This window comes from Geodermatophilus poikilotrophus (assembly GCF_900111455.1).
Taxonomy (GTDB): domain Bacteria; phylum Actinomycetota; class Actinomycetes; order Mycobacteriales; family Geodermatophilaceae; genus Geodermatophilus; species Geodermatophilus poikilotrophus.
Map to the genome: position 1 here is coordinate 374,694 of NZ_FOIE01000001.1, position 21,231 is coordinate 395,924.

Annotated in this window: 18 protein-coding genes; 8 read left to right on the plus strand and 10 right to left on the minus strand. The window is 74.1% G+C overall.

What is annotated here, in order from left to right; all coding sequences use genetic code 11:
- Positions 1-85: 85 nt before the first annotated feature.
- On the minus strand, positions 86-2,386 hold the full coding sequence (locus BMW27_RS01705) for a winged helix-turn-helix domain-containing protein (protein ID WP_139206806.1): 2,301 nt from the start codon (positions 2,384-2,386) through the stop codon (positions 86-88).
- Positions 2,387-2,677: 291 nt separating this feature from the next.
- On the opposite strand from BMW27_RS01705, the gene BMW27_RS01710 reads away from it, so the two are divergent.
- Positions 2,678-2,932, plus strand: a complete 255-nt coding sequence (locus BMW27_RS01710) for a hypothetical protein (RefSeq protein ID WP_091438123.1) — start codon at positions 2,678-2,680, stop codon at positions 2,930-2,932.
- 97 nt (positions 2,933-3,029) lie between these two features.
- On the opposite strand, the gene BMW27_RS01715 is transcribed toward BMW27_RS01710, so the two are convergent.
- Complete coding sequence (locus tag BMW27_RS01715) at positions 3,030-3,398, minus strand: hypothetical protein (protein ID WP_091438127.1); 369 nt, start codon at positions 3,396-3,398, stop codon at positions 3,030-3,032.
- A 135-nt stretch (positions 3,399-3,533) separates the two neighbouring features.
- On the minus strand, positions 3,534-4,757 hold the full coding sequence (locus BMW27_RS01720) for a PucR family transcriptional regulator (protein ID WP_091438131.1): 1,224 nt from the start codon (positions 4,755-4,757) through the stop codon (positions 3,534-3,536).
- Between the two features lie 297 nt (positions 4,758-5,054).
- Between BMW27_RS01720 and BMW27_RS01725 the strand changes: the two genes are divergently transcribed.
- The 4 genes from BMW27_RS01725 to BMW27_RS01740 all read left to right on the plus strand — a co-directional run bounded on the left by BMW27_RS01725 (position 5,055) and on the right by BMW27_RS01740 (position 9,462).
- Positions 5,055-5,984, plus strand: coding sequence for an NAD-dependent epimerase/dehydratase family protein (locus tag BMW27_RS01725; protein ID WP_091439715.1), 930 nt, complete (start codon positions 5,055-5,057; stop codon positions 5,982-5,984).
- Positions 5,981-6,904 (plus strand): RNA polymerase sigma-70 factor, encoded by a 924-nt coding sequence (locus BMW27_RS01730; protein WP_091438135.1) that lies wholly within the window; start codon positions 5,981-5,983, stop codon positions 6,902-6,904. The genes BMW27_RS01725 and BMW27_RS01730 overlap by 4 nt, the downstream gene beginning before the upstream one ends.
- A 663-nt stretch (positions 6,905-7,567) precedes the next feature.
- Positions 7,568-8,056 (plus strand): hypothetical protein, encoded by a 489-nt coding sequence (locus BMW27_RS01735; RefSeq protein WP_175486281.1) that lies wholly within the window; start codon positions 7,568-7,570, stop codon positions 8,054-8,056.
- Between the two features lie 53 nt (positions 8,057-8,109).
- Positions 8,110-9,462, plus strand: a complete 1,353-nt coding sequence (locus BMW27_RS01740; protein ID WP_091438142.1) for a Dyp-type peroxidase — start codon at positions 8,110-8,112, stop codon at positions 9,460-9,462.
- Positions 9,463-9,691: 229 nt separating this feature from the next.
- Here the strand turns inward: BMW27_RS01740 and BMW27_RS01745 are convergent, their stop codons facing one another.
- Together BMW27_RS01745 and BMW27_RS01750 are read right to left on the minus strand one after the other, a co-directional pair.
- Positions 9,692-10,396: an RraA family protein gene (locus tag BMW27_RS01745; RefSeq protein WP_091438145.1), complete on the minus strand. Its 705-nt coding sequence runs from the start codon at positions 10,394-10,396 to the stop codon at positions 9,692-9,694.
- 373 nt (positions 10,397-10,769) lie between these two features.
- Positions 10,770-11,936, minus strand: a complete 1,167-nt coding sequence (locus tag BMW27_RS01750; RefSeq protein ID WP_217638006.1) for a DUF3500 domain-containing protein — start codon at positions 11,934-11,936, stop codon at positions 10,770-10,772.
- Between the two features lie 142 nt (positions 11,937-12,078).
- On the opposite strand from BMW27_RS01750, the gene BMW27_RS01755 reads away from it, so the two are divergent.
- Together BMW27_RS01755 and BMW27_RS01760 are read left to right on the plus strand one after the other, a co-directional pair.
- Positions 12,079-12,399, plus strand: a complete 321-nt coding sequence (locus tag BMW27_RS01755) for a putative quinol monooxygenase (protein ID WP_091438148.1) — start codon at positions 12,079-12,081, stop codon at positions 12,397-12,399.
- 154 nt (positions 12,400-12,553) lie between these two features.
- Positions 12,554-13,459, plus strand: a complete 906-nt coding sequence (locus tag BMW27_RS01760) for an SCO6745 family protein (RefSeq protein ID WP_091438151.1) — start codon at positions 12,554-12,556, stop codon at positions 13,457-13,459.
- A gap of 75 nt (positions 13,460-13,534) precedes the next feature.
- Here the strand turns inward: BMW27_RS01760 and BMW27_RS01765 are convergent, their stop codons facing one another.
- The 4 genes from BMW27_RS01765 to BMW27_RS01780 all read right to left on the minus strand — a co-directional run bounded on the left by BMW27_RS01765 (position 13,535) and on the right by BMW27_RS01780 (position 17,545).
- On the minus strand, positions 13,535-14,377 hold the full coding sequence (locus BMW27_RS01765) for an SDR family NAD(P)-dependent oxidoreductase (protein ID WP_091438155.1): 843 nt from the start codon (positions 14,375-14,377) through the stop codon (positions 13,535-13,537).
- Between the two features lie 212 nt (positions 14,378-14,589).
- Positions 14,590-15,477, minus strand: coding sequence for a vWA domain-containing protein (locus tag BMW27_RS01770; RefSeq protein ID WP_245743251.1), 888 nt, complete (start codon positions 15,475-15,477; stop codon positions 14,590-14,592).
- Positions 15,478-15,585: 108 nt separating this feature from the next.
- Positions 15,586-16,683 (minus strand): AAA family ATPase, encoded by a 1,098-nt coding sequence (locus BMW27_RS01775; RefSeq protein WP_342707419.1) that lies wholly within the window; start codon positions 16,681-16,683, stop codon positions 15,586-15,588.
- Between the two features lie 10 nt (positions 16,684-16,693).
- Positions 16,694-17,545 carry a mycofactocin-coupled SDR family oxidoreductase gene (locus tag BMW27_RS01780; protein WP_091439720.1) on the minus strand — a complete coding sequence of 284 codons (852 nt, stop codon included), beginning with the start codon at positions 17,543-17,545 and terminating at the stop codon, positions 16,694-16,696.
- 261 nt (positions 17,546-17,806) lie between these two features.
- Between BMW27_RS01780 and BMW27_RS01785 the strand changes: the two genes are divergently transcribed.
- The gene (locus BMW27_RS01785) at positions 17,807-19,291 is read left to right on the plus strand and encodes an amidase (protein ID WP_091438163.1); all 1,485 of its coding nucleotides are present in this window, start codon (positions 17,807-17,809) and stop codon (positions 19,289-19,291) included.
- Here the strand turns inward: BMW27_RS01785 and BMW27_RS01790 are convergent.
- Complete coding sequence (locus BMW27_RS01790) at positions 19,258-20,982, minus strand: flavin-containing monooxygenase (protein ID WP_245743252.1); 1,725 nt, start codon at positions 20,980-20,982, stop codon at positions 19,258-19,260. The two genes, BMW27_RS01785 and BMW27_RS01790, sit on opposite strands and share 34 nt — an antisense overlap.
- Positions 20,983-21,231 lie beyond the last annotated feature (249 nt).

Here is a 21,231-nt window from a genome sequence, read left to right on the forward strand (position 1 = left end):
TCCTCGGGATCGGGGGCCCGGAACGCTCCCCGTCCCCGGGGTGGTCACGCACCACTCCGCTCGCCGGACCACCCCGGGTGGGGGCTCAGCAGAGCCCCAGGGCGCGTCCTCGCTCGACGGCCTCGCGCCGGGATCCGACGTCCAGCTTGCGGTACAGGCTCCGGGTGTAGCTCTTCACCGTGTTGATCGACAGGTGCAGCGCCGCGCCCACCTCCCGCTGGCTGAGCGGGCCGCGCAGCGCCCGGAGCACCGAGACCTCCCGTTCGGTCAGCGGTTCCATCAGCGCCGGCCGCACCCGCGTGGCGGCGCGCCGGCCGGCCCGCGCCTCCACGGCGGCGATCTGCCGGTCGAGGACCGGGGAGGGCGGCGCGCTCAGCTGGGCCTCGCGGGCCCGGTCGAGGAACCCCAGCGCAGCCGTCGGATCGCCGGCTGCCAGGGCGGTCTCCGCCGCGCTCACCAGCACGAGCACGGCGACCGCGGGGTGCGCCTGGACCTCGACCAGGACGGCGGCACGGTCCGAGTGCGCGCGTGCGGACCCGAGCCGGCCGGCGCGCCGGTCGAGCACACCGGAGGCGGCGTGCAGCAGTACCAGCGCGGCCGCGGCGGCGTCCCCCAGCTGTCCCTCCAGAGCGGCGGCGTCGTCCCGGGTCGACCGGAGCAGCCGCTCGGCGCGGGCGTCCCGCTCGGCATCGGGGTCGTCGTCGCCGGGCTGCACCAGGCACCAGGCCAGGAGCCCGGCCACCTCCAGGCGGGAGAAGACCGGCAGCGCCGGCGCCGCCGGGGCCCGCCACGCGGCGTCGAGCTGCGTCAGCGCCTCCGCCTCCCGGCCTGCGGCGAGCAGCGCGCCGCCGAGGGCCACCCGGGCGACGACCCAGCCGGGGAGCCCGGGATCGGTCTCGGCCGCCACCGCCTCGCGCGCGGCGGCCAGCGCGACCTCCGGGGAGTCCTCGGCCGCCGTCCCGTAGACCGCGCGCAGCGCAGCGATCGCCCCGGCGGGGTCGGCGAAGCCGGGGAAGCCGGGGCCGGGCCGGTCTGTCCGGACCCGCTCGGCGGCCCGGTCGAGCAGCTCGGGCACCCGGTCCAGCCGGCCGGTGACGCCGGCGGCCCAGGCGAGCGACAGCAGCAGCGGGACCGAGTCCGCGACCACGGCCGGGTCGAGCCGGTTGCCGAGCTCGGCGAAGACGCCGACGCGCGCCGTGTCGATGAACGTCCCGGCGCTCTGCACCAGCCAGTCGGCGGCCCCGGCGGAGTCGCCGGCGTCGATCCGGGCGCGGATCGCCTCCTCGACCAGGCCCTGCTGCCAGAACCACGCCGCAGCCCGGTGCCGTACTCCGGCGGCGCCCGTGGGGTCGTCCAGCTCACGTCGCAGCGCCGCCCGGAACAGCGGGTGCACGCGGTACCAGCGCCCGTCGCCGTCCACCGCCGTGACGAAGACGCCGTCCCGCTCCAGACCGGCCAGGATCGCGCCGGAGTCGGCACGGTCGAGCACCGCATCGCAGAGCGGGCCGGACAGCCGGTCGAGCGGGGCGCTGCGCAGCAGCAGCTCGCGCCGGTCCGCCGTCTGGCCCGCGAGCACCTCGGCGAGCAGGTAGTCCACGGCGTGACGCAGACCGGGTGGACCGTGCGGCACCGCCCGGCCGCGGGCACGGTCGCGCAGCGTGAGGGCGCCGAGGACGAGCCCGGCCGCCCAGCCCTCGGTGCGGGCGAGGAGCCCGGCCAGCGCTGCCGGCTCGGACCCGGGGTCCTCGGGACCGCCGTGGACCACCGAGGTCAGCAGGGCGCGGGCTTCCTGCGCGGTGAAGCGCAGGTCGTCGGCGACCAGCTCGGTCAGCCGGCCGCGGGCCCGCAGCCGGGCGAGGCCGACCGGGGGCTCCGTGCGGCTGGCGAGGACCACGCGCAGGGCGGGGGGCAGGTGGTCCAGGAAGAACTCCAGCCCCTCGGTGACCCGGGCCTCCGTGACCTCGTGCAGGTCGTCGAGGACCAGCACGGTGAGTTCGTCACGGGCTGCGAAGCCGTTGAGGAGCTCGGGGACGGCGACGTCGAGTGGGTCGACCGAGGGCACGGTCAGCGCGCGGAGAACCGGGCCGGCCACGTCCGGGACGGAGCCGGCCAGGGCGGTGGCCACGTACGTCCAGAACCGCGCCGGATCGTCCTCGCCGCTCTCGAGGGTGACCCACGCGACCGGCATCCCGGCGTGCCGGGCCCAGGCGGCGAGCAACGTCGACTTGCCGTACCCGGCACCCGCCGCGACCACGGTCACCGGGGTGGTGCGGACGGCGTCGAGCCGGTGCTGCAGGCGGGGGCGGGGAACGAGCGCCGGGGGTACCGGCGGCACGGTGAGCTTCCCGGCCAGCAGCGGACCGCCTGCGCCTCTCGGCCCCGACACGACCGCTCCTCCCCGGGCCGGCGTGTGCCGCCCTCCGCAGGAGGTGTACCGGCGCGGGCCCCCGCCGTCCATGCTGTGCACCTCGTCGTCCGGACGAGCCCCACCGCGGCCGGCCCGGTCCCCACCGGAACGGGCCTGCGAGCACCCGCACCCGGGCTGCACCACTGCACGTCCGGGTCCGCTTCCTGTCGTACCCCCCGACCATGCTGTGCCTGTCCGGATCGCACCGCCGGTGTCGCCATCGCAGACGTGGCCACCGCACCGGCGGGTCAGGGAGGAGGCGAGGACGAGATGAGGACGTACGACCCCGCGGACCACGTCGTCTACGTCCACCTGGCGCAGCACCCCGCCACTCCCGTGGCGTCGACGCCCGCCCACGACGAGTGCCACCGGCTGCCCGCCGGTTACGCGAACACGTTGCTCCACGCCGGGCTCGGTGGACCGCGCGCGGCCGGTGCCCGTCCGGCGCTCGTCATCCTCCCCGGAGGCTCCGCACCGGCCGACGGCCCCGTCCCGGCCCCACCGGCGCTGCGCCTGGCCCGGTAGCCGATCCGCGAGTGGTACGCGGGCTCGCGGGATCTGCTCGACCGGAGCCGTCGGCGTCCCGGTGGGTCGCCGACGTCGGCGCGCCGCCGGAGCCCCGTCACACCGTCCGCGGAGTCCGCTGGCCCGACCCCGACGACGGGTGCCCCGCACCGCCGAGGTGGGCGTCCCGGGACGCCGTCGGTGGCGGCTGCGGAACGAGCCCGTCCAGCAGCGGCCAGTAGCGCCACAGCAGCCACCGGGGCGCCGTGGCGACGGCGACGGCGAGGCCGGCGAGCGGAGCTCCGCAGAAGACCAGCAGGACGGCGAGACAGCCGCCGGCGACCACCGTGGCGAGGAGGCTCGCCGGCGCCGGCGAGCGTGGCCGCCGGGCCCTCGGGTCGAGGACCGGCCGAGCGGGCTCCTCGACCTCCTCCGCGAAGCGAAGCCGGATCTCGTCCCAGGTTCGCTGTTCGTCAGGACCGAGCACCGTCCACCTCCTGCGGGAGCACCGTCCACCTGCTGCCGGCTCCAGCCTGCCCGGGACCGGGCAGGTGCACGAGGGGCTCCACCGGCCAGGCTCGGCGCTCCGTCGTTGCCGGGCGTCGGCAACCGCGGCCGGCGGTCAGGGGTCGACGGGCAGTGGCCGCGCCGGCCAGTCAAGGAGTCGGGCGCCGAGCACGGCCGCGTGCAGCGAGAACCGCTGGTCGGGCCGGGCGACGCTGTACCCGGTCAGCTGGGAGACCCGGGCCAGCCGGTAGGTCACGGTGCGGACGGAGACGTGCAGGCGCCGGGCGGCCTCGGTCGCGACGTCACCGACGGCGAAGTACGCCAGCAGGGTCTCCAGCAGCACCTCGGCGCCACTGCGGCTGTGCTGCAGCGGGCCCAGCACGTCGTGCACCAGGTCGGCGATGGCTGCCTGGTCCCGGCCCAGCACCCGGTGCACCAGCAGGTCGCGAGCGTGCACCACGTCGGCGCCGAGGTCGAGCCGGTCGGCGAAGACCAGCGCCTCGCGCGCCTCCTCGTAGGAGCGGGCGACGCCGTAGGCGCCGGGGAAGGCGCGCCCCGGCGCCACCCGCCAGCGCCGGCCGCCGTCGATCCGGCCGAGCTCGGCGTGGATGACCGAGCCGAGGTCCTCGGTGCGCGCGGTCGGGGCCGCCGTCGCGGCGGGCACGACGACGACCACGCGGCCGTCCTTCGTGGCGACCAGCACGTCGCGGTCGCCGAACCGGTCGACGACGACCCGCTCCAGCGCGGTGGCGGCCCGTTCGACGTTGGCGTCGGCGTCACGGGGGGCGGCGAGGGCCACGTGGTGGGACTTGCCGAGGTCGAGGCCGAACGGCTCGGCGCGCTCGACCATCCGGGCGACATCGGCGTCCCCACGGAGCAGGTCGTCGACGAACTCCGCCCGCAGCGCCTCCTCGTGGCGGATCATCTCCCGCCGCTCGGACTGGTGGCCGTCGACGAGCACGCCGATGGCGTCGTCGAGCACCCGCAGCACCGCCTCGGCGGCACGGCGCACCTTCTCCGGATCACTGGAGCGCGCCACGACCGGCAGCTGCCGCCACAGCCGCCACGACGCGGACAGGTAGAGGTCGACCGCGCCGCGGGCGCCGACTCCCTGCGCGGCCGCCCGGCGCCCCAGCTCGCGGACCGCGTCGAGTTCCCACGAGTCGGGACGTCGCCCGTTGATGGCGGCGTCGGCCAGCATCGGCAGGTACCCGCCGAGCAGCTCGACCGGCGCCTGACCGGCGGACGCCGCCGACGTCGCGACCGTTCCCAGCCAGTCGTCCCGCGGCACCGGCCTGCCGGAGCCCCCGGGTTCCTCGAGTTGCCGGTTGCCGGTCATCGCCCTCCCCCTCCCTGCCCGTCTCGTCCGCACCGCCGTTGCCGACGGCCGGCAGGTCCAGCATGCACCCGATGACTGGTGCCGTCCCTGGTGGGCGCACGTCGCGCCGGGCACGGTGAGGACCAGCAGCGACGGCTGCCGCGGGGACGACCCGCCGGTCGCGGTGGTGGCGGGCACGTGGAGCGCGATCCTGCTGATCCTGCTCGGCGCCGTGCGCCTGGCCCTCGATGTCACAGATGGCGGGGCTGTCTCGTCACCGGACCGAGAGCCAGTCCTGGGATCAGGGAGGTGATGGTCATGCGGGTGTTCGTGGCCGGTGGCACCGGGGTGATGGGACGGCGGCTGGTGCCGCAGCTGGTGGCCCGGGGCCACCAGGTGACGGCGACGACGACGGACCCGGGCAAGGTGGGTCTGCTGGAACAGCTCGGCGCCGCCGGTGTCGTGATGGACGGGCTGCGAGCGGTGTCGGTCGGTGAAGCGGTGGCGGCCGCCCGGCCGGACGTGGTGGTGCACCAGATGACCGCGATCAGCCCGGCTCACGCCGGCAAGCCCGACATGAAGCACATGGATCGGTTCTTCGCCACCACGAACCGGCTGCGCACCGAGGGGACCGACCACCTGCTGGCCGCGGCCGAGGCGACCGGCGTCTCTCACGTCGTCGCCCAGGGCCACGCCAGTTGGAACGGGATCCGCGAGGGCGGATGGGTCAAGACCGAGGAGGACCCGCTGGACCCGGGCCCGCCGAGCATGCGCAGGGGGATGGCGGCGATGCGCCACGTCGAGGACGTCGTCGTCGGGGCCGGCGGTGCAGTCCTGCGATACGGCGGCTTCTACGGGCCGGGCGCCACCGACGACGTGGTCGAGCTCGTGCGCCGGCGGCAGTTCCCGCTCGTCGGGGGCGGCACCGGCTACAGCTCGTGGGTGCACCTCGACGACGCGGCGAGCGCGACCGTCCTGGCCGTGGAGCAGAAGGCGACCGGCGTGTTCAACATCGTCGACGACGAACCGGCGCCGGCCAGCGAGTGGCTGCCCCACCTGGCTGCGTGCACGGGCGCGAGGCGGCCGATGCGGGTCCCCACGTGGCTCGCCAGGCTGTTGGCCGGGGACGTGGCGGTGACGATGATGACCGAGGGGCGCGGCTTCTCCAACGCCAAGGCCAAGCGGGAGCTCGGCTGGGAGCTGCGCTATCCGTCGTGGCGGCAGGGCTTCAGGGAAGGGTTGGCGTGACCCGTGCCGAGGAGTTCGAGGAGCTCCGGTCGCTGCTGTTCGCGATCGCCTACCGGATCCTCGGCAGTGTGAGCGAGGCCGAGGACGCGGTCCAGGAGACCTGGCTGCGCTTCGAGTCCTCCCCGACACGACCCACGTCGACCAAGGCCTTCCTCTCGGCCGTCGTGACCCGGATCTCCATCGACGTGCTGCGCTCGGCACGCGCGCGGCGGGAGGAGTACGTCGGGCAGTGGCTCCCCGAGCCGCTGCTCGACGACCCCTATGGGGATCCGGCGCGCTCGGCGGAGTTGGCCGACTCGGTGTCGATGGCGGCCCTGCTGCTGCTCGAGCGGCTCAGCCCCCTGGAGCGCGCGGTCTTCGTGCTGCGGGAGGTGTTCGGGTTCGGCTTCCCCGAGGTCGCGTCGGCGGTGGGGAGGTCGGAGGCGGCGTGCCGGCAGCTCGCGGTGCGGGCGCGCCGCCACATGGACGCCGGGCGCCCCCGGTTCGAGGCCGACCGGAGGGAGCGCGAGGAACTCGCCAAGCGGTTCTTCGACGCCTTCACCGAAGGGGACGTCGACGGTCTGCGGGAGCTGCTCGCCGCCGACGTCCAGCTGGTCGGGGACGGCGGCGGGAAGGCCCCGCAGCTGGCCAGGGCCGTCGTCGGCGCCGCGAAGGTGGCCCGGCTGCTCGCCGCGATCGCGCCTCCGATGGTCCGGATCGACGTGACGTTCGAGCCGCACGAGATGAACGGCCAGCCGGGCGCGATCTTCCGCGATCGGGACGACAAGGTCCTCTTCACGTGGACGCTCGAGGTCCTCGACGGGCGGATCCAGACGATCCACTCGCTGATCAACCCCGACAAGCTCGGGCACCTGGGTCCGGTGGCGGACGCCTGGGCCGTCACCCGCGAGGTGAACCAGGCTCGCCGGCGCGCCGATTGACTCGAGCCCGAACAGCCCGCGCGTCGCGACGTCCTCTCATCCCCCTCTGCACATCCCTCGCCGTGGCGGCCGCTGTATCGCTTCGGACGTACGGACAGGACGGGCGGCCGAACGCACGGGGTCGCGCCGGCGCGACCCGCGTGATGGCCCACGCAGTCCTGGTCCGACTCGCCGCGTGGCACCCGTGCGCGATCCTGCCGATCCCTACCGCGCCGGAGAGCTGCGGCTCGGCCTCACCTGGCGCGGCCGAGACGGCGAGCGGTTCACCGCCATCTCCGTGACACCTGCCCGGGCCTCCTGTGGGCAGCGCTCGTCCGAGGTGCCTGGCCGTTCCTGTCCGAGTCCCTCGTCTCCGTCGCTGAGGACGCGGCGCAGCCCGCGATCCGACAGACGGCCCCACGTGACCGGTCCGGGCCGACCGGCGCTGCCGTGGTGGTCCTTGGACCTCGGAGGCTCCGACCGGTGTCCATGCCCAGCCGAAGGCCAGCGGCCGATCGGGCACCGTGACCACACAGCGACAGGTCCGTGCACCGGTGCCGACGCGCCGGACGGTGTATCTCGACGGGCCCCTCGCGTCTCCCAGTACCGCGTCGGTCCTCCCTCCCGGTCCGGCTCCCGCAGTCGACGCTTCCGCAGGAACCCCTACCCCTCAGGAGACACATCGTGGCCACCGCCCTCAACTTCACCGTTCCGCTCAAGCAGGACCCGCAGTCGCAGGAGCGCCTCGCGCACCTGATCGACTCCTTCGCCGAGAGCATCCAGCCGGCAGTCGACGCTGCCCTCTCCCGCTCCCAGATCGTCCACTTCGCCCGCGTCCTGGTGATCGACCACAAGTACCTGCAGGTCATCACCGAGTTCGACGGCGATGGCATGGACTACACCGAATTCTTCCGCGAGGAGCTGGGACCGGTGTTCCAGGCGATCTTCGCTCTGGCCGAGGGGGCTCCTGCCTGGGAGGACCTGAACAACCCGAACTCCTTCTACGAGTACACCGCCAACCTGAACCTCCACTCGCTCGGCTCCTCGACCGTCGGCAACGACGGGCGCGGATACCTGTTCTCGGCCGTGGGCGACCGGACGGTCCGCGAGCTCCAGGCGGCGCTGCGCGAGAGCAGCCCGGCCCCGGACAGCTCGCTGGCCCCCTCGACCTGACCGGTCCCGGCTCGAGCCGTGCCGGAACCAGAGCGGAGGATGGTGCAGTCGCGATGAGGATCCAGTTCGACAACGTCCAGGGCGTGGTCGTCCACCTCTACCGGCGCCCGGCCGCCCGGCACCTGCTCCTCCGTTTCGGTGGCGAAGCCGGCGCACGCACGTTCGTGCGCCGGCTCCTCCCCCGGATCACCATGGCCGACCGTTCCCCCGACTCTGCGCCGGACCCGTTGCTCAATCTCGGGATCACCGCTGCGGGGTTGCGCGCTCTGGGGGTGCCGGAGTCCGTGCTGGCCACACTCGACGCGGTCTACCGGAAGGGCCCGGACCCAGGTCCGCTGGGAGACGTGCCCGGCAGTCGCAGCGACCCCGCCCACTGGTGGGAGGGGCAGTTCACCACCCAGGACGTGCACTGCATCGTCCACCTCCACACCCGCTCGAAGGACGCGCTGCAGCTGCCCTCGACCGAGATCCGCGACCTGGCCCGGAGCGCCGGTGTCACCGAGCTGATCCCCAGGGAGGACGGCACGGTGCTGGACGCCCACTCGCTGGGTGGACGCAAGCTGCACTTCGGCTACACCGATGGCATCTCCCACCCCGACATCAGCTGGGACGACGCCTCGGCCACGCCCGGGCAGCAGGACTTCCGGCACTTCCTGCTCGGTTACCCCACGACCCCCATCAGCTCCGCACCGCCGCCGGGACCCGCTGCCGATCTGGTGCGCGACAGCAGCTACGGCGCATTCCGCTGGGTCCACCAGGACGTCGCCACCTTCAACGAGTTCCTGCACACCCACGGCCCCGAACTCTTCCCGCAGCTCCCGCAGGTCGACGCCGAAGAACTGCTGGCGGCCAAGCTGATGGGTCGCTGGCGCGACGGAACCCCGCTCGTGCTCTCCCCCGACCGCCCGGACCCGACCCTGGCCGCCGCGAACGACTTCGGCTACGGGCAGCAGGACCCCCACGGCTACCGCTGCCCGTTCTCTGCCCACATCAGGGTGGTCAACCCACGCGACCAGCAACTCGACTCCGTCGTCGTCGAGGGGGTGCCCAGCGTCATCCGCCGCGGGATGCCCTACGGTCCCCCGCTGGAATCCGCCCAGGACGACGGCGCGGACCGGGGCATCATCGGGTTGTTCCTGTGCAGCGATCTGCGCCGCCAGGTCTACACGCTGACCGACTGGATGAAGCAGAACGACTTCAGCCCGGTCTACGACAGCAACCGCCGCGTCCAGGACCCGCTCATGGGCAACCGGGCCGCACCCGGCACCGAGCCGACCTTCATCCTCCCCGGCGAGAGCGGCACCACGACCATCAGGGAGCTGCCCGACTTCGTGCACACCAAAGGCACGGCTCTCCTGCTCTACCCCAGCAAGAGGACCCTGCACGAGGTCGCAGTCCAGCCCTGACCAAAGGGCGGGATGGGGCGATGCGCGCAAGGCGCCACCGCCCCCGACCCTGGAGCACGCGGCAGCTGCGCGCCGAAGGGGACGAGGTGGCGGCCCATCCGGCCGTCTGCTCTGGGGCCCTCGTGCACCCGTGTCGTACGTAGTCCTGACAGCCCTCGTGGAGCGGCGCCGCAGCCCCCCACGCGGGGTGCACGTGCTGGTGGACGGTGGGCGTGGACGCGGTCCGTGCTCAGGGAAGTGGAGCCGCGGCTGCGTCGCCACGCTGATCGATGACGGCGTCCGCGCCGGTCGCCGCTGCGATGCTGACGCCGTCCGCCACGGCCTGCCGCCACGTGCCCTCCCGCTCGTCGACCTCTCGGGTCATGGCGATCACGGCGTCGAGGTGTTCCCGCGGGACGACGACGACGCCGCTGGCGTCCCCGCGGACCACGTCACCGGGATGGACCACGACCCCACCGACCTGCACCGGGACGTTGATGGCCCCCGGCCCCTCGTTGGACCCGGTGGCGGGATGGGTGCCGCGGGCGAACGTCGGGAGGCCGACCTCGTCGATCCCCGCGACGTCGCGCACCGCCCCGTCGACGACGACGCCCACGACGCCCCGCCTGACGAGGGCACCCGCGATGATGTCGCCGAGGACGGCGGCGTCCGCCCTGCCACCGCCGTCGACGGCGACCACGTCCCCGGACTGGGTCACGTCCGGCATCTTGAGCACGAAGAGGATGTCTCCCGGCTTGGTCCAGACCGTGACCGCGGGGCCGCAGAACTCCGCTCCCCCGGCGATCCGGCCGAGCCCGGGTCCGACCACCCCCACCGGCCCGCCGCAGTCGGCGATCTGGGTGGTGGCGAACCCCGCCAGGGCCGTGACCGCCGCAGCCGGGGGGCGCTCGATCGACTCGACGACCACCCACTGCTGGGCGTGCGACTTGCTCATGCCTCGACCTCCGGCTGCGCGGTGTCGCGGTCGGGGGGCGACCGGAGGACGGGAGCACCGGGGACCTCCGCGCCACTGGGACCGGCGACGCTCACCGCTCCGCGCGGCTGTCGCCGCGCCACCAGGGGTGCGCACGTGGTTCCCGGTGTCGGCGGACTCCCCGGGACGGTCGGCCCCGTGGCGGTGGTCGTCATCGTCGGTGCACCCCCCTCGTCGGGTCCTGCGCTCGGCTGACGCGCCACCGGTCCGCCGTCGCGCAGGACTACCACCCCCGGCCGGGGTCCACCAGAGACACCGGCCCGGGCTCACCGACGGGTCCGCGCCGACGGCAGCGGAGCGCCGCCGAGCCGGGGCGCGCCACGCGCAGGTCGGGTCAGCCGTGGTGCGCCGCGCGGTGCCGGGCGAGCACGTCGAGGCCGAAGTCGGAGCCGGGATCGCGCCACACGGAGTGCGCGTGGTTGGCGCCGCGCTGCGTGTTGTCCCACTCGGCCAGCAGGCGTGGACCCTGCAGGCGGTAGTAGTGCGGTTCCCCGGGGGTCGTCGGGCCGGCCCAGGCGACGTGGACGGCGTCGAGCGCGGCCTCGTCGTCGTAGCGACGCACCGGGGACACCTCGGGCGGCACGCGGTCGAGGTAGGTCCCCAGGAGCGCCCGCAGCATCCCGCGCTGCTCGGCGTCCAGCTCGGACGCCGGCACGCCCCGCGGCTCGGCGGTGTACTCGACGGCCGCGTGGTCGTCGTCCTCGTAGCCGGCGGCATCGTCGATCGCATCGCTCAGGGCCTGCAGCCTGGCCTGCTCGCCGGCGTCCGGGAACCGCTCGTCCCGCCAGATGCCGGCGAGCGGGATCACCCGGTCCCCCGGGGACACGACGGTGCGGTTGGCGGTGACCAGGTCCGACGGCGCCTTGGGCAGCAGCACGGCACGGGCCGCGAGCTCCGGTGGCAACGAGCGGACCAGGTCCCGCGCTAGGTCCTCGACGCGGGCCAGCGGCCGGTTGACCGCACCGCCGAGCAACGGCGACGTGGCGGGGTCGGCCCCGAGGAAGCACGGCGTCGTCGACACGAGCGCGCCGTCCACGACCAGGTTGTTCAGCGACACGTGGTGCCCGCCGAACCGCCACCCCCACATGCCGCCGGCACCCGGCTCGCCGAAGACGCGCAGGTAGTACAGGCCGGGATCGCGGCCGCGCTCCCGGTCGAACCGGGTGACGAAGCCCTCGACCTGGTCGAGCACGTTCTCCAGGCCGACGACCGTCGCCACCGTGACGTAGCCGGGCGTGGACAGCCCGGTGGCGACGAGCCGCATCGCCGCCCGCTGCTGGGCCGGCCGTTGCGCGTGGAAGGTCAGGCCGCCGTGGTCGGTGGGGGTGTAGAACCAGCGCCGGCGCTCGGCGTCGGAGGGGTCGTCCCCCGGGGCCGCTCCGACGGCGATCCGTCGCTGCTCGGCGTCCAGGCCGTCCACCCAGGCGCCCGCCGCCTCGGCCATCCGGGCGGCCACGTCGCGAGCGGGGACGTCGTCGGTTCCGGTCCCGGCAGCGGTCACGGCCGGAATGTAGCCCCGCAGTCCGCCGGCCCGCCGCGAGAGCAGTGCCGCTCCGTCCCGGCCTGCGGCGTCGGCGTCCCGGCCCTAGCGTCGTCCACCTCCCGCCCCGCCGGCGGCTGCCGGCTCCCTCCGGAGGTGTCCCGTGCCCACTCCCACCGACGATCGGCGCGACCTGCTCACCGTCATCGCCTACATGCGTGCGGCCCCCGGCAAGCGGGACGAGCTGCGCGCGGCGCTCGAGGCGCTGGTCGAGCCCACCAGCGGGGAGAAGGGGTACGTCAACTACGACCTGCACCAGGGCATCGGGGACCCCGACCAGTTCTTCTTCTACGAGAACTGGGAGTCCGACGCCGACCTGGACGCCCACCTCGACGCGCCGCACCTGCGCGACTTCGCCGCCCGGATCCCCGAACTGCTCGACGACAGCGGGCTGTCGGTCAACCGCGTGCGCCGCATCGCCTGAGGGGCGCCCGGGCTCACGACGAGCCGACCTCCGAGGGCTGGTCCGCGGAGGTCGGTCGGGCCACCGCCGTGGTCGGCGCCGCGTCCTCCAGCCAGGCGGCGAGCGCGGCGCTGCACGGATGGTCGCGCCCGGCTCGACGGGGCACCATCCGGGCGTGGACTTCGCCCAGGCGCAGCAGGTCTTCCTCACTCTCCCCGACGCCGACCGCCCTGCTGCCGGGGTGCCCGACACCCCTGCCCGCAGGCTGCGCGACGCCGCGGAGCCGATCGCCACCATCAGCATCTGGGGCCGGCAGCTCAACGAGCGGCTGTCCGCCCTGGGGCTGGACTTCCTCACCGGCTACGTCTGGGCGCGAGCGGCGCCGATGGGCGAGCCGGCCGCTCCGGTGGTCGTCGCGGCCTCCGGGGTCTTCGAGCCGGGGCTCATCACCGGGCTCTACGAGCAGGCGCGCAGCACGGCCACCCGCGACGACGTGCTCGCCGCACGGGAACAGGGGGCGGTGGAGTCGCTGCGCGCACTGCTCCCGGACGCCGACGTGACCGACGCGGTCGCCGCGCTGCGCCGCGGCACCGACGTCGCCGCGCAGCACCTGGTCGGCCGCCCGCTCTTCGCCGGCCTCGTGTCGCTGCCCTGGCCCCACGACCCCCTCGGCCAGCTCTGGCACGCCGCGGTGATGCTGCGCGAGTACCGGGGCGACGTCCACCTGGCCGCCAACGTCGCCGCGGACCTCACCGGCGTGCAGATGAACCTGGTGACCGAGTACTGGGTCGGCTGGCCGCACACCGAGTACGCCGGCACCCGCGGTTGGTCGGCGGAGGCGATGGCCGAGGCGGACGCCGACCTGGTGCGGCGCGGGCTGGTCGCCGACGGGGCGCTCACCGAGCAGGGCCGGCGGCTGCGCGACGGCATCGAGGAGCAGACCGAGGCCGCCCTCGCGCCGGTGCTGGACGCGATCGGCCCCGAGCTGCCCGCGCTCACCCGGCAGCTCGACGAGTGGTCGGCGGCGATCGTCACCGGCGGCGCGGCCCCGCCCGACGTCTACAAGCGGATCAGCGGCTGATCCGCGTGGCACCCGGCGTGCCACCGGTACCACGTCGCCCACGGCGGTGACCACGCCCGGATGCGCGCCGAGGACTCACGCGCGGCGGACCGTCGGTGGTTGGCCGGTGCTGCCCCGGTTCACGCCCGCCAGCCCCCGTGCCCGCGGCTCACCGCCGTAGGCGGCGTGCATGCGCGGCCCGGCGGCGCGCAGCCCACCATCGACGGTGATCTCCTCGCCGGTCACGAACCGGGCCGCGTCGCCGGCCAGGAAGGCGATGACCTCGGCGACGTCCTCGGGGGTCCCCAGGTCCGGCCACGGCTGCGCCTGCCGCATCACCGCCCGCGCCGTCTCCAGGTCCGGACCGATCAACGGCGTGACGATCAGCCCCGGGCACACGGTGTTCACCCGGATCCGGTCGCCGGCCAGCTCGGCGGCAGCGACCCGACCGAGGTTGAGCACCGCAGCCTTGGCAGCCGAGTACGCCTGCGGGCCGGCGCCACCGCTGAACGCCGCCACCGAGGCCGTGTTCACGATCGACCCGCCCCGACCGGCGGCCTGCATGGCCCGGGCTCCGTGCTTGATGCCGAGGAACACGCTGCGCACCAGCACGGCGAACGTGTAGTCCCAGTCCGCCACGGCGATGTCGGTGAGCGCGCCGAAGGCACCGCCCACGCCGGCGTTGTTCACCACGCAGTCGATGCGGCCGAACTCCGCCACGCAGGCCCCCACCGCTCCGGCCACGTCGGCCTCCTCGGACACGTCGGCCCGGACGAACCGCACGTCCGCGCCGAGCTCTGCCGCCGTCCGCTCGCCGTTCTCCGCGTTGAGATCGGCCAGGACCACCTGCCACCCCTCGGCGACCAGCCGGGCGACGGTCGCGCGGCCGATCCCGCTGGCGCCGCCGGTGACCAGCGCTGCTCGAGCCGCCGCGGTCACCGGTGCCCGATCCGCTCTGGTCGCGGTCGGTCGGGGCAGCCGATGGGCACGAGGTTCCTCCTGCAGCCGACGCCTGTGTCACCGGGCGGACACCGTACCGACGTGCTGGTCAGGTCATCGGCATCAGCGTGCGCAGGTGTCGCGTCGCCCCTCCGACACCGACTTGCACCGCGCGGCTCCGGGGCGCGAAGCAGGTCGGCGTCGGCACGGGATCATACGGAGAAGACCGAGGTCAGGGCCGGTGCCACGTCCCGGTGGTCGCGCACCAGCCGGAACCGACCGCGCCCGAGGCGTGCGAGGTCGCGACCGAGCTCGACGTCGTCCTCGCCGGAGACGTCGAGCAGGACGTCGAGCCGCGGCAACCCGGCAGCCGTGAGGCGGGGATCCGGGCCGGCGTTGTGCACGCAGTCCGACAGCAGGAGCACCCGGGCGTCCCGCGGGTGGACCCCGGCCAGTTGCCGGCCGGCGACCTGCAGGGCGAACGCCACGTTCGTCAGCCCCCGGGCCGGGAGGCGCAGCAGCAGGTCCAGCACCCGCTGCGGCGGCACCGGTTCGCCCAGGCGGACGAGCACCGCGGCGTCGGACCAGAAGGCGACGACGGCGAGCCGGTCGCGGTGCAGCTCGCCGGCGAGCGCGCCCACCGCCGCCGCCGCCGTCCGCACCCGCTCCCCCCTCATCGACCCGGACACGTCGACGACCAAGACCACCGAGCGCCGGGTCCGCTCCCGCTCCCGGACGACGACGTCCTCGTCGGCCGGCAGCGGCGTGCCGGCCAGCACGTCGAGCGTCCGGTCCAGGTCGATGTCGTCGGAGCCCGCCCGGTAGGGCACGCTCTCCAGCTCGCCGAGCCCACGGCGGGCCCGGGTGTCCCGTCGGGGCCGCGGCACGGCCAGACGGGCGGCGATCTCCCTGGCCCGCTGCCGCACCGACCGCTCGTCCGCCGAGGCCGGGTCCAGGTCGGCCAGCGGGATCACCGCGGCGGGCTCACCGGACTCCCCCGCCGCCGTGCTCCCGCCGGGCCGCGGCCCCGGCCCGCGCCGGCTCCGGTCACCGGCGGTGAGCACCAGGGCGCCGCCGCCCCCGGGCGCCGGCGCGAACACGGAGGGGTCCGTGCTGAGCTGCTTGGGCTTGCGCCGCAACGGCCGGAGGCCTCCCGGGCGCCGTCCGGACCCCCGTCGCTGCAGCGGCGACGCGGCCGCGACCGCCCTTCAACCGGGCTCCGCGGTCGCAGGGCCGAGCAGGAAGTGGTCCTCCCACACCTGCCGGACCACGTCCTCGGGGGACTCCTCGATCGTCTCGTCGAGGTGGATCCGGCCGGACAGCGCCATCAGCGCGGCGTCCAGCACCAGGGCCGTGTAGGCCTCCGGCAGCCCGCGCGGGGGCTCGACGGCGGGCTCGTCCGGCACACCGACCCCGCGGATGGCGGCCAGCTGGGCGGCGACCAGGACCAGGTCGATGGCGCCTCGCACACTGCTGCCCTGCTGCACGTCCTCCCGGTCGCGCGTGGCGCGAGCGAGCCCGACGGCGTCGGCGACCAGCCGCGGCGAGTCGATGCCGGTGCGCCGGACGACGATCCCGCGTTCGGCGGCCGCGTCCTGGTAGGTGACGGCCAGCCGGCACAGCCGGTCGTGCACCGACGTCGACAGCCGGGTCGTGCCGATGTTGTCGTACGGGTTCATCGACGCGATCACCCGGAACGTGGGCGCGGCGTCGACCGTCCCCACCCGCGGCACGGCGATCCGCCGCTCGGCCATCGCGGTCAGCATCGTGTTCAGGGTGTCCTCCGGGGCCCGGTTGAACTCCTCCACGTAGAGGAACCCCCCGGTGCGCATCGCCTCCACGAGCGGTCCCGGCACGAAGTTCTCCTCCGAGTAGTCCTCGCGCAGCACCCGCGCCGGGTTGTGGTGGCCCACCAGGCGGGAGGGCGTGAGGTCGGCGTTGCCCTCGACGAAGAGCAGCGGGATCCCCCACTCGGCCGTGATCGCGCGCAGCAGCGTGGACTTCGACGTCCCCGGCGGTCCCTCCAGCAGCACGTCGCGCCCGGCAGCGACCGCCGCCAGCAGGAGGTCCAGCTCCCGGTCCCGGCCGACCAGGTGGCCGGCGATCCGACGCCGTGCTTCCTGGACCGCAGCACCGTCGTCCCGGGTGACGCGGCCACTGGTGAGGACGGGGTCGGACGTGTCCTCGCTGCGTGCAGAGTCGGTGTTCAGCGTCTCCTCCCCGGAGACCCGACGGGTCCGGGACGTCGACCACTCCCCCGCCCGGGGGCCGCCCGTCGACCCGGTCGACGGAGGCCGCCGGAGGATTCCCCGAGCGTCACGCCGAGTGCGGGACCTTGAACGGTTGCATGGCGCCGGCGTCGATGACCGTCGTCGTCCCGGTGACGTAGCGGGACTCGTCGGAGGCCAGGTGGAGGACGGCGTTGCTGATGTCCACCGACTCCACCCAGGGGACCGGCATGGCGTTGAGCGCCTTCATGCCCTCGGCCGCCTGCTCGCGGGTGGCTCCCTGGGCCCCGCCCAGGAACAGGCCCCAGATCGCCTCGTTGGCGACCATCGGGGTGTCCACGGTCGTGGGGTGGATTGAGTTCACCCGGATGTGGTGCGGGGCCAGTTCGACGGCCAGCGTGCGCATCAGGCCGGTGACGCCGTGCTTGGCCGCGGTGTAGTGCGCGAGGTGGGGGAACGCGATCAGGCCGGCGATGGAGCTGGTCAGGATGATGGAGCCGCCCTGGCCGCGCTCGACCATCGACGGCGCCGTCGCCTTCACCGTCTTCCAGACCCCGGTCAGGTTGATGTCGACGACGTCCTGCCACGTCTCCTCGGTCAGCTCGAGGGCCGGGGCGAAGCTGGCGATCCCGGCGTTGGCGCAGACGATGTCGATGTGCCCGAACTGGGACAACCCCTCGTCGACCGCCGACTGCAGGGAAGGCAGGTCGCGCACATCCGCCTGCCGGGCCACGATGCGCCGGTCGAGCGCCTCGACCTCCTTCACCGTCTGCTCCAGATCGGCCTCGGTGGCGCCGTCGTAGGGCACGGTGTCGAAGCCTCGGCACACGTCCACGGCGATGATCTCGGCGCCCTCCTGCGCCAGGCGGACGGCGTGGGAGCGACCCTGCCCCCGCGCTGCTCCGGTGATGAAGGCGACCTTTCCCTGGACACGCCCCACGGCCATCTCCTCCGCTCGGTCGAGGCACCGGGGATCCGGTCGCGCCAATGTATGGCGTGGATCACACCTCGTGGCGTGCCTGCGCCGTGCCGCTCCCGACGCGGGCGCGTCACGACCCACGAGAGAACGCCTGGCAGCCGTTTCCGGCCCTCGTCGTGGGCCCACCGCTCCTGTCGTGTCGAGCAGGCGGCTCCCCGACCTTGTCGCGGCCGGCGAGGCTCGGCAGACTCCGGCCCCTCAACGTGCCCAGTCGAGAGGCGGATGACGATGTCCGACGACCAGGCCTACGCCACCGCGACCGAGCTGGCCGCCCGCATCCGACGCCGCGATCTCTCCCCGGTCGAGGTCGTCGACGCCGTCATCGCCCGCATCGAGGCACGGAACCCCAGCCTGAACGCGCTCGTCTTCACCGCGTTCGACGAGGCTCGCGAGCAGGCGCGGGAGGCCGAGCGGGCGGTGACGTCCGGCGAGGCGCTCGGCCCGCTGCACGGGGTGCCGACCGCGATCAAGGACCTGTTCGACTTCAAGCCCGGATGGCCGGCGACGTTCGGGGGGATCCGTGCGTTGAAGGACTTCAGCGTCCCCACCTACTGCACGTACGCGGAGCGGATGGAGGCCGCCGGCGCCGTTCTGGTCGGCAAGACCAACAGCCCCGTCATGGGCTTCCGTGGCACGTGCGACAACTACCTGTTCGGCCCCTCCCGCAACCCCTTCGACACGACGAAGAACACCGGCGGCTCCTCCGGCGGCAGCGCCGCCGCCGTCGCGGACGGGTTGCTGCCCCTGGCCGAGGGCACCGACGGCGGTGGCTCCATCCGCATCCCCGCCTCGTGGTGCGGTCTGTACGGCTACAAGGCCTCGTTCGGGCGGGTGCCCTACACGGCGCGGCCGAACGCCTTCGGCTCGGTCAACCCGTTCCTGTTCGAGGGGGCGTTGACCCGCACCGTGGACGACGCGGCCCTCGCCCTCGACGTGCTCGCCGGTTACGACGACCGGGATCCCTTCGCCCTCGACGACCCCGTCTCCTTCGCGGGAGCCACGCGCCGGTCGATCAGCGGCTGGCGCATCGCCTTCAGCGCCACCGTCGGGAACATCCCGGTCGACCGCCGCGTCGCCGCCGTCGTGGAACGAGCGGTGCGGGCGTTCGAGGAGGCGGGCGCCACCGTCGAGGAGGTCGACCTCGCGTTCGACCACGACCAGCGCGAGCTGAGCGACCTGTGGTGCCGGCTGATCATGCCGCTCAACATCGAGGGCCTCGAGGGACTCAGCACGCAGAGCCTCGACCTGCTCGGCGAGCACCGGGACGACTTCCCCCCGGAGTACCTGCGCTGGATCGACGAGGGCTACCGGCTCAGCGCCCAGGACGTGCTCCGCGACCAGCGCATGCGCACCCACGTCTACGACCGGATCCAGCAGGTGCTGCGCTCCCACGACCTGCTGGTCACCCCGACCCTCGCGGCGTTGCCCGTCGACAACGCCGACGACGGCAACACCGTCGGCCCGAGCACCATCGAGGGCGTCGACGTCGACCCGCTCATCGGGTGGTGCCTCACCTACGTCGTCAACTTCTCCGGGCACCCGGCCGCCTCGGTCCCGGCCGGGGACGTCGACGGGTTGCCGGTCGGCATGCAGCTGATCGGCCGCCGCTACGCCGACGCGGACGTGCTGGCCGCCAGCGCGGCGTTCGAACGGCTCCGCCCCTGGCACGACGCCTACGCCCGGTGCGCCGACCGTCCGCTCGTGTGATCTGCAGGCCTCGGCACTCCGGCATGCTGCCGCGCGGCGCCGGCGGTTGCCGGTGAGCGGCCGAGGACGAAGCCCTCGTAGCCCTTCGCGGCGACTTCCTCGCACTTCGCCCGGTAGGGGCCGACCCCACCGAGGTAGACCATGAACTCGCGCGCCTTCCCTTCGACGTTGGAGCCCAGGTACCAGGAGTTGGACCTCGGGAAGAGCGTCGTGCCGGCCACCTCACGGGTGTGCGCGACCCACGCGTCCTCTGATCCCGGATGCGCCTCGATGGTGCTCAGGTCGTGCTCCGCCACGTGGCGGATCGCATCGGAGATCCATTCGACGTGTTGTTCGATCGACACGATGACGTTCGACAGCACGGTGGGCGTCTGCGGGCCGCCGATGATGAACGTGTTCGGGAAGCCCGCGACAGCGAGCCCGAGATAGCTACGCGGGCCCGCCGCCCACTTGTCCTTCAGCCGCTGCCCGCCGCGGCCGCGGATGTCAATCGAGGTCAGCGCGCCGGTGAGCGCATCGAACCCGGTCGCGAGGACGAGGTCGTCGAGGTGGTACTCACGCTCGGTGGTGCGGACGCCGGCCGGGGTGATCTCGACCAGCGGACTCCTGCGCAGGTCGACCAGATGGACGTCGTCCCGGTTGTAGGTCTCGTAGTAGTCCGTGGCGACGCACAACCGCTTGGTGAGGATCGGATAGTCCTTCGGGCAGAGCGTCTCGGCGGTGTCGGGGTCCTCGACGATCTCCCTGATCCGGTCCCGGACGTACTCGGCGGCGGTGTCGTTTGCGGCCTGGTCCACCAGGACGTCGGTGAAGGCCGCGTACACGTCGCCGAGTCCGTTGTCGGGGTCGTTCCACGCGCGGTCGTACACGCGGCGCCGCTCCTCCGGGTCCACCTCGAGAGCGGACCGCTCGGGCACGGGGACCGCGATGCCGAACATCGAGACCCGCGCCTGCTCGCGCAGCTCGCGGTAGCGCGCCTTGACGCCGTCCTGGAACCCTGCCGCGAAGGGGTGGTTGTGTGCCGGGATGGCGAAGTTCGGCGTCCGCTGGAAGACGGTGAGGTCGGCGGCCTGCTGGGCGATGATCGGGATGGCCTGGATGGCCGAGGAGCCGGTCCCGATGACGCCGACCCGTCGCCCGCTGAAGTCGACGCCCTCGTGCGGCCAGCGCGCAGTGTGGTACCAGGCGCCGCGGAAGCTCTCCAGACCCGGGACCTCTGGGGTCTTCCAGGTCGACAGCGGGCCCGAGGCGTGGACCACGAACCTGGCGGAGACCTCGTCGCCCTGGTCGGTGCGCACCGACCACCGCGCCCGGTCTTCGTTCCAGACCGTGGCGTTCACCGTGGTCCGGAACCGGATGTCCCGGCGCAGGTCGAAGCGGTCGGCCACGTGCTGGGCGTAGCGGAGGATCTCCGGTTGGGTCGGGTACTTCTCCGTCCACTCCCACTCCTGCTCGAGGTCCGGGTCGAAGGAGTACGAGTAGTCCATGCTCGGGAAGTCGCAGCGGGCACCGGGGTAGCGGTTCCAGTACCAGGTGCCGCCGACGTCCTCCGCCGTCTCGAAGACCTGGACCGTGCAGCCCTGCTGGCGGAGTCGGTGGAGCGCGTACATGCCTGCGAAGCCGGCGCCGACGACCACGACGTCGACCTCGCGCGGCTCGGTACGGGCGGGGGAAGCGAGCGACCGTGACACGGGGGCTCCTCGTTGGGAGCGGCGCAGCTCAGCGGCCACCGGCCGGGCGAGGACGGCGGGTCCCTGAACGCCTGTGTGAGGGGGCACCATGCTGCCAAGCGGGACCCGGGCCGATCCAGAGCCCTACTGCTCTGGGGCCCGGTGACCGTCGACCCCAGCCCCCCGCTCCGGCCTGGAGTGACCCGGGGGCGGCCACCTGCTTCCGCTCTGGGTCGCGGACCGCGCACCGTCGGAGACGGCGACCAGCGA

Coding starts and splice junctions, on each gene's coding strand:
- BMW27_RS01710 (WP_091438123.1), top strand. CDS start 2,678: ATGAGGACGTACGACCCCGCGGACCACGTCGTCTACGTCCACCTGGCG.
- BMW27_RS01720 (WP_091438131.1), bottom strand. CDS start 4,757: ATGACCGGCAACCGGCAACTCGAGGAACCCGGGGGCTCCGGCAGGCCG.
- BMW27_RS01725 (WP_091439715.1), top strand. CDS start 5,055: ATGCGGGTGTTCGTGGCCGGTGGCACCGGGGTGATGGGACGGCGGCTG.
- BMW27_RS01740 (WP_091438142.1), top strand. CDS start 8,110: ATGAGGATCCAGTTCGACAACGTCCAGGGCGTGGTCGTCCACCTCTAC.
- BMW27_RS01745 (WP_091438145.1), bottom strand. CDS start 10,396: ATGAGCAAGTCGCACGCCCAGCAGTGGGTGGTCGTCGAGTCGATCGAG.
- BMW27_RS01785 (WP_091438163.1), top strand. CDS start 17,807: ATGACGATGTCCGACGACCAGGCCTACGCCACCGCGACCGAGCTGGCC.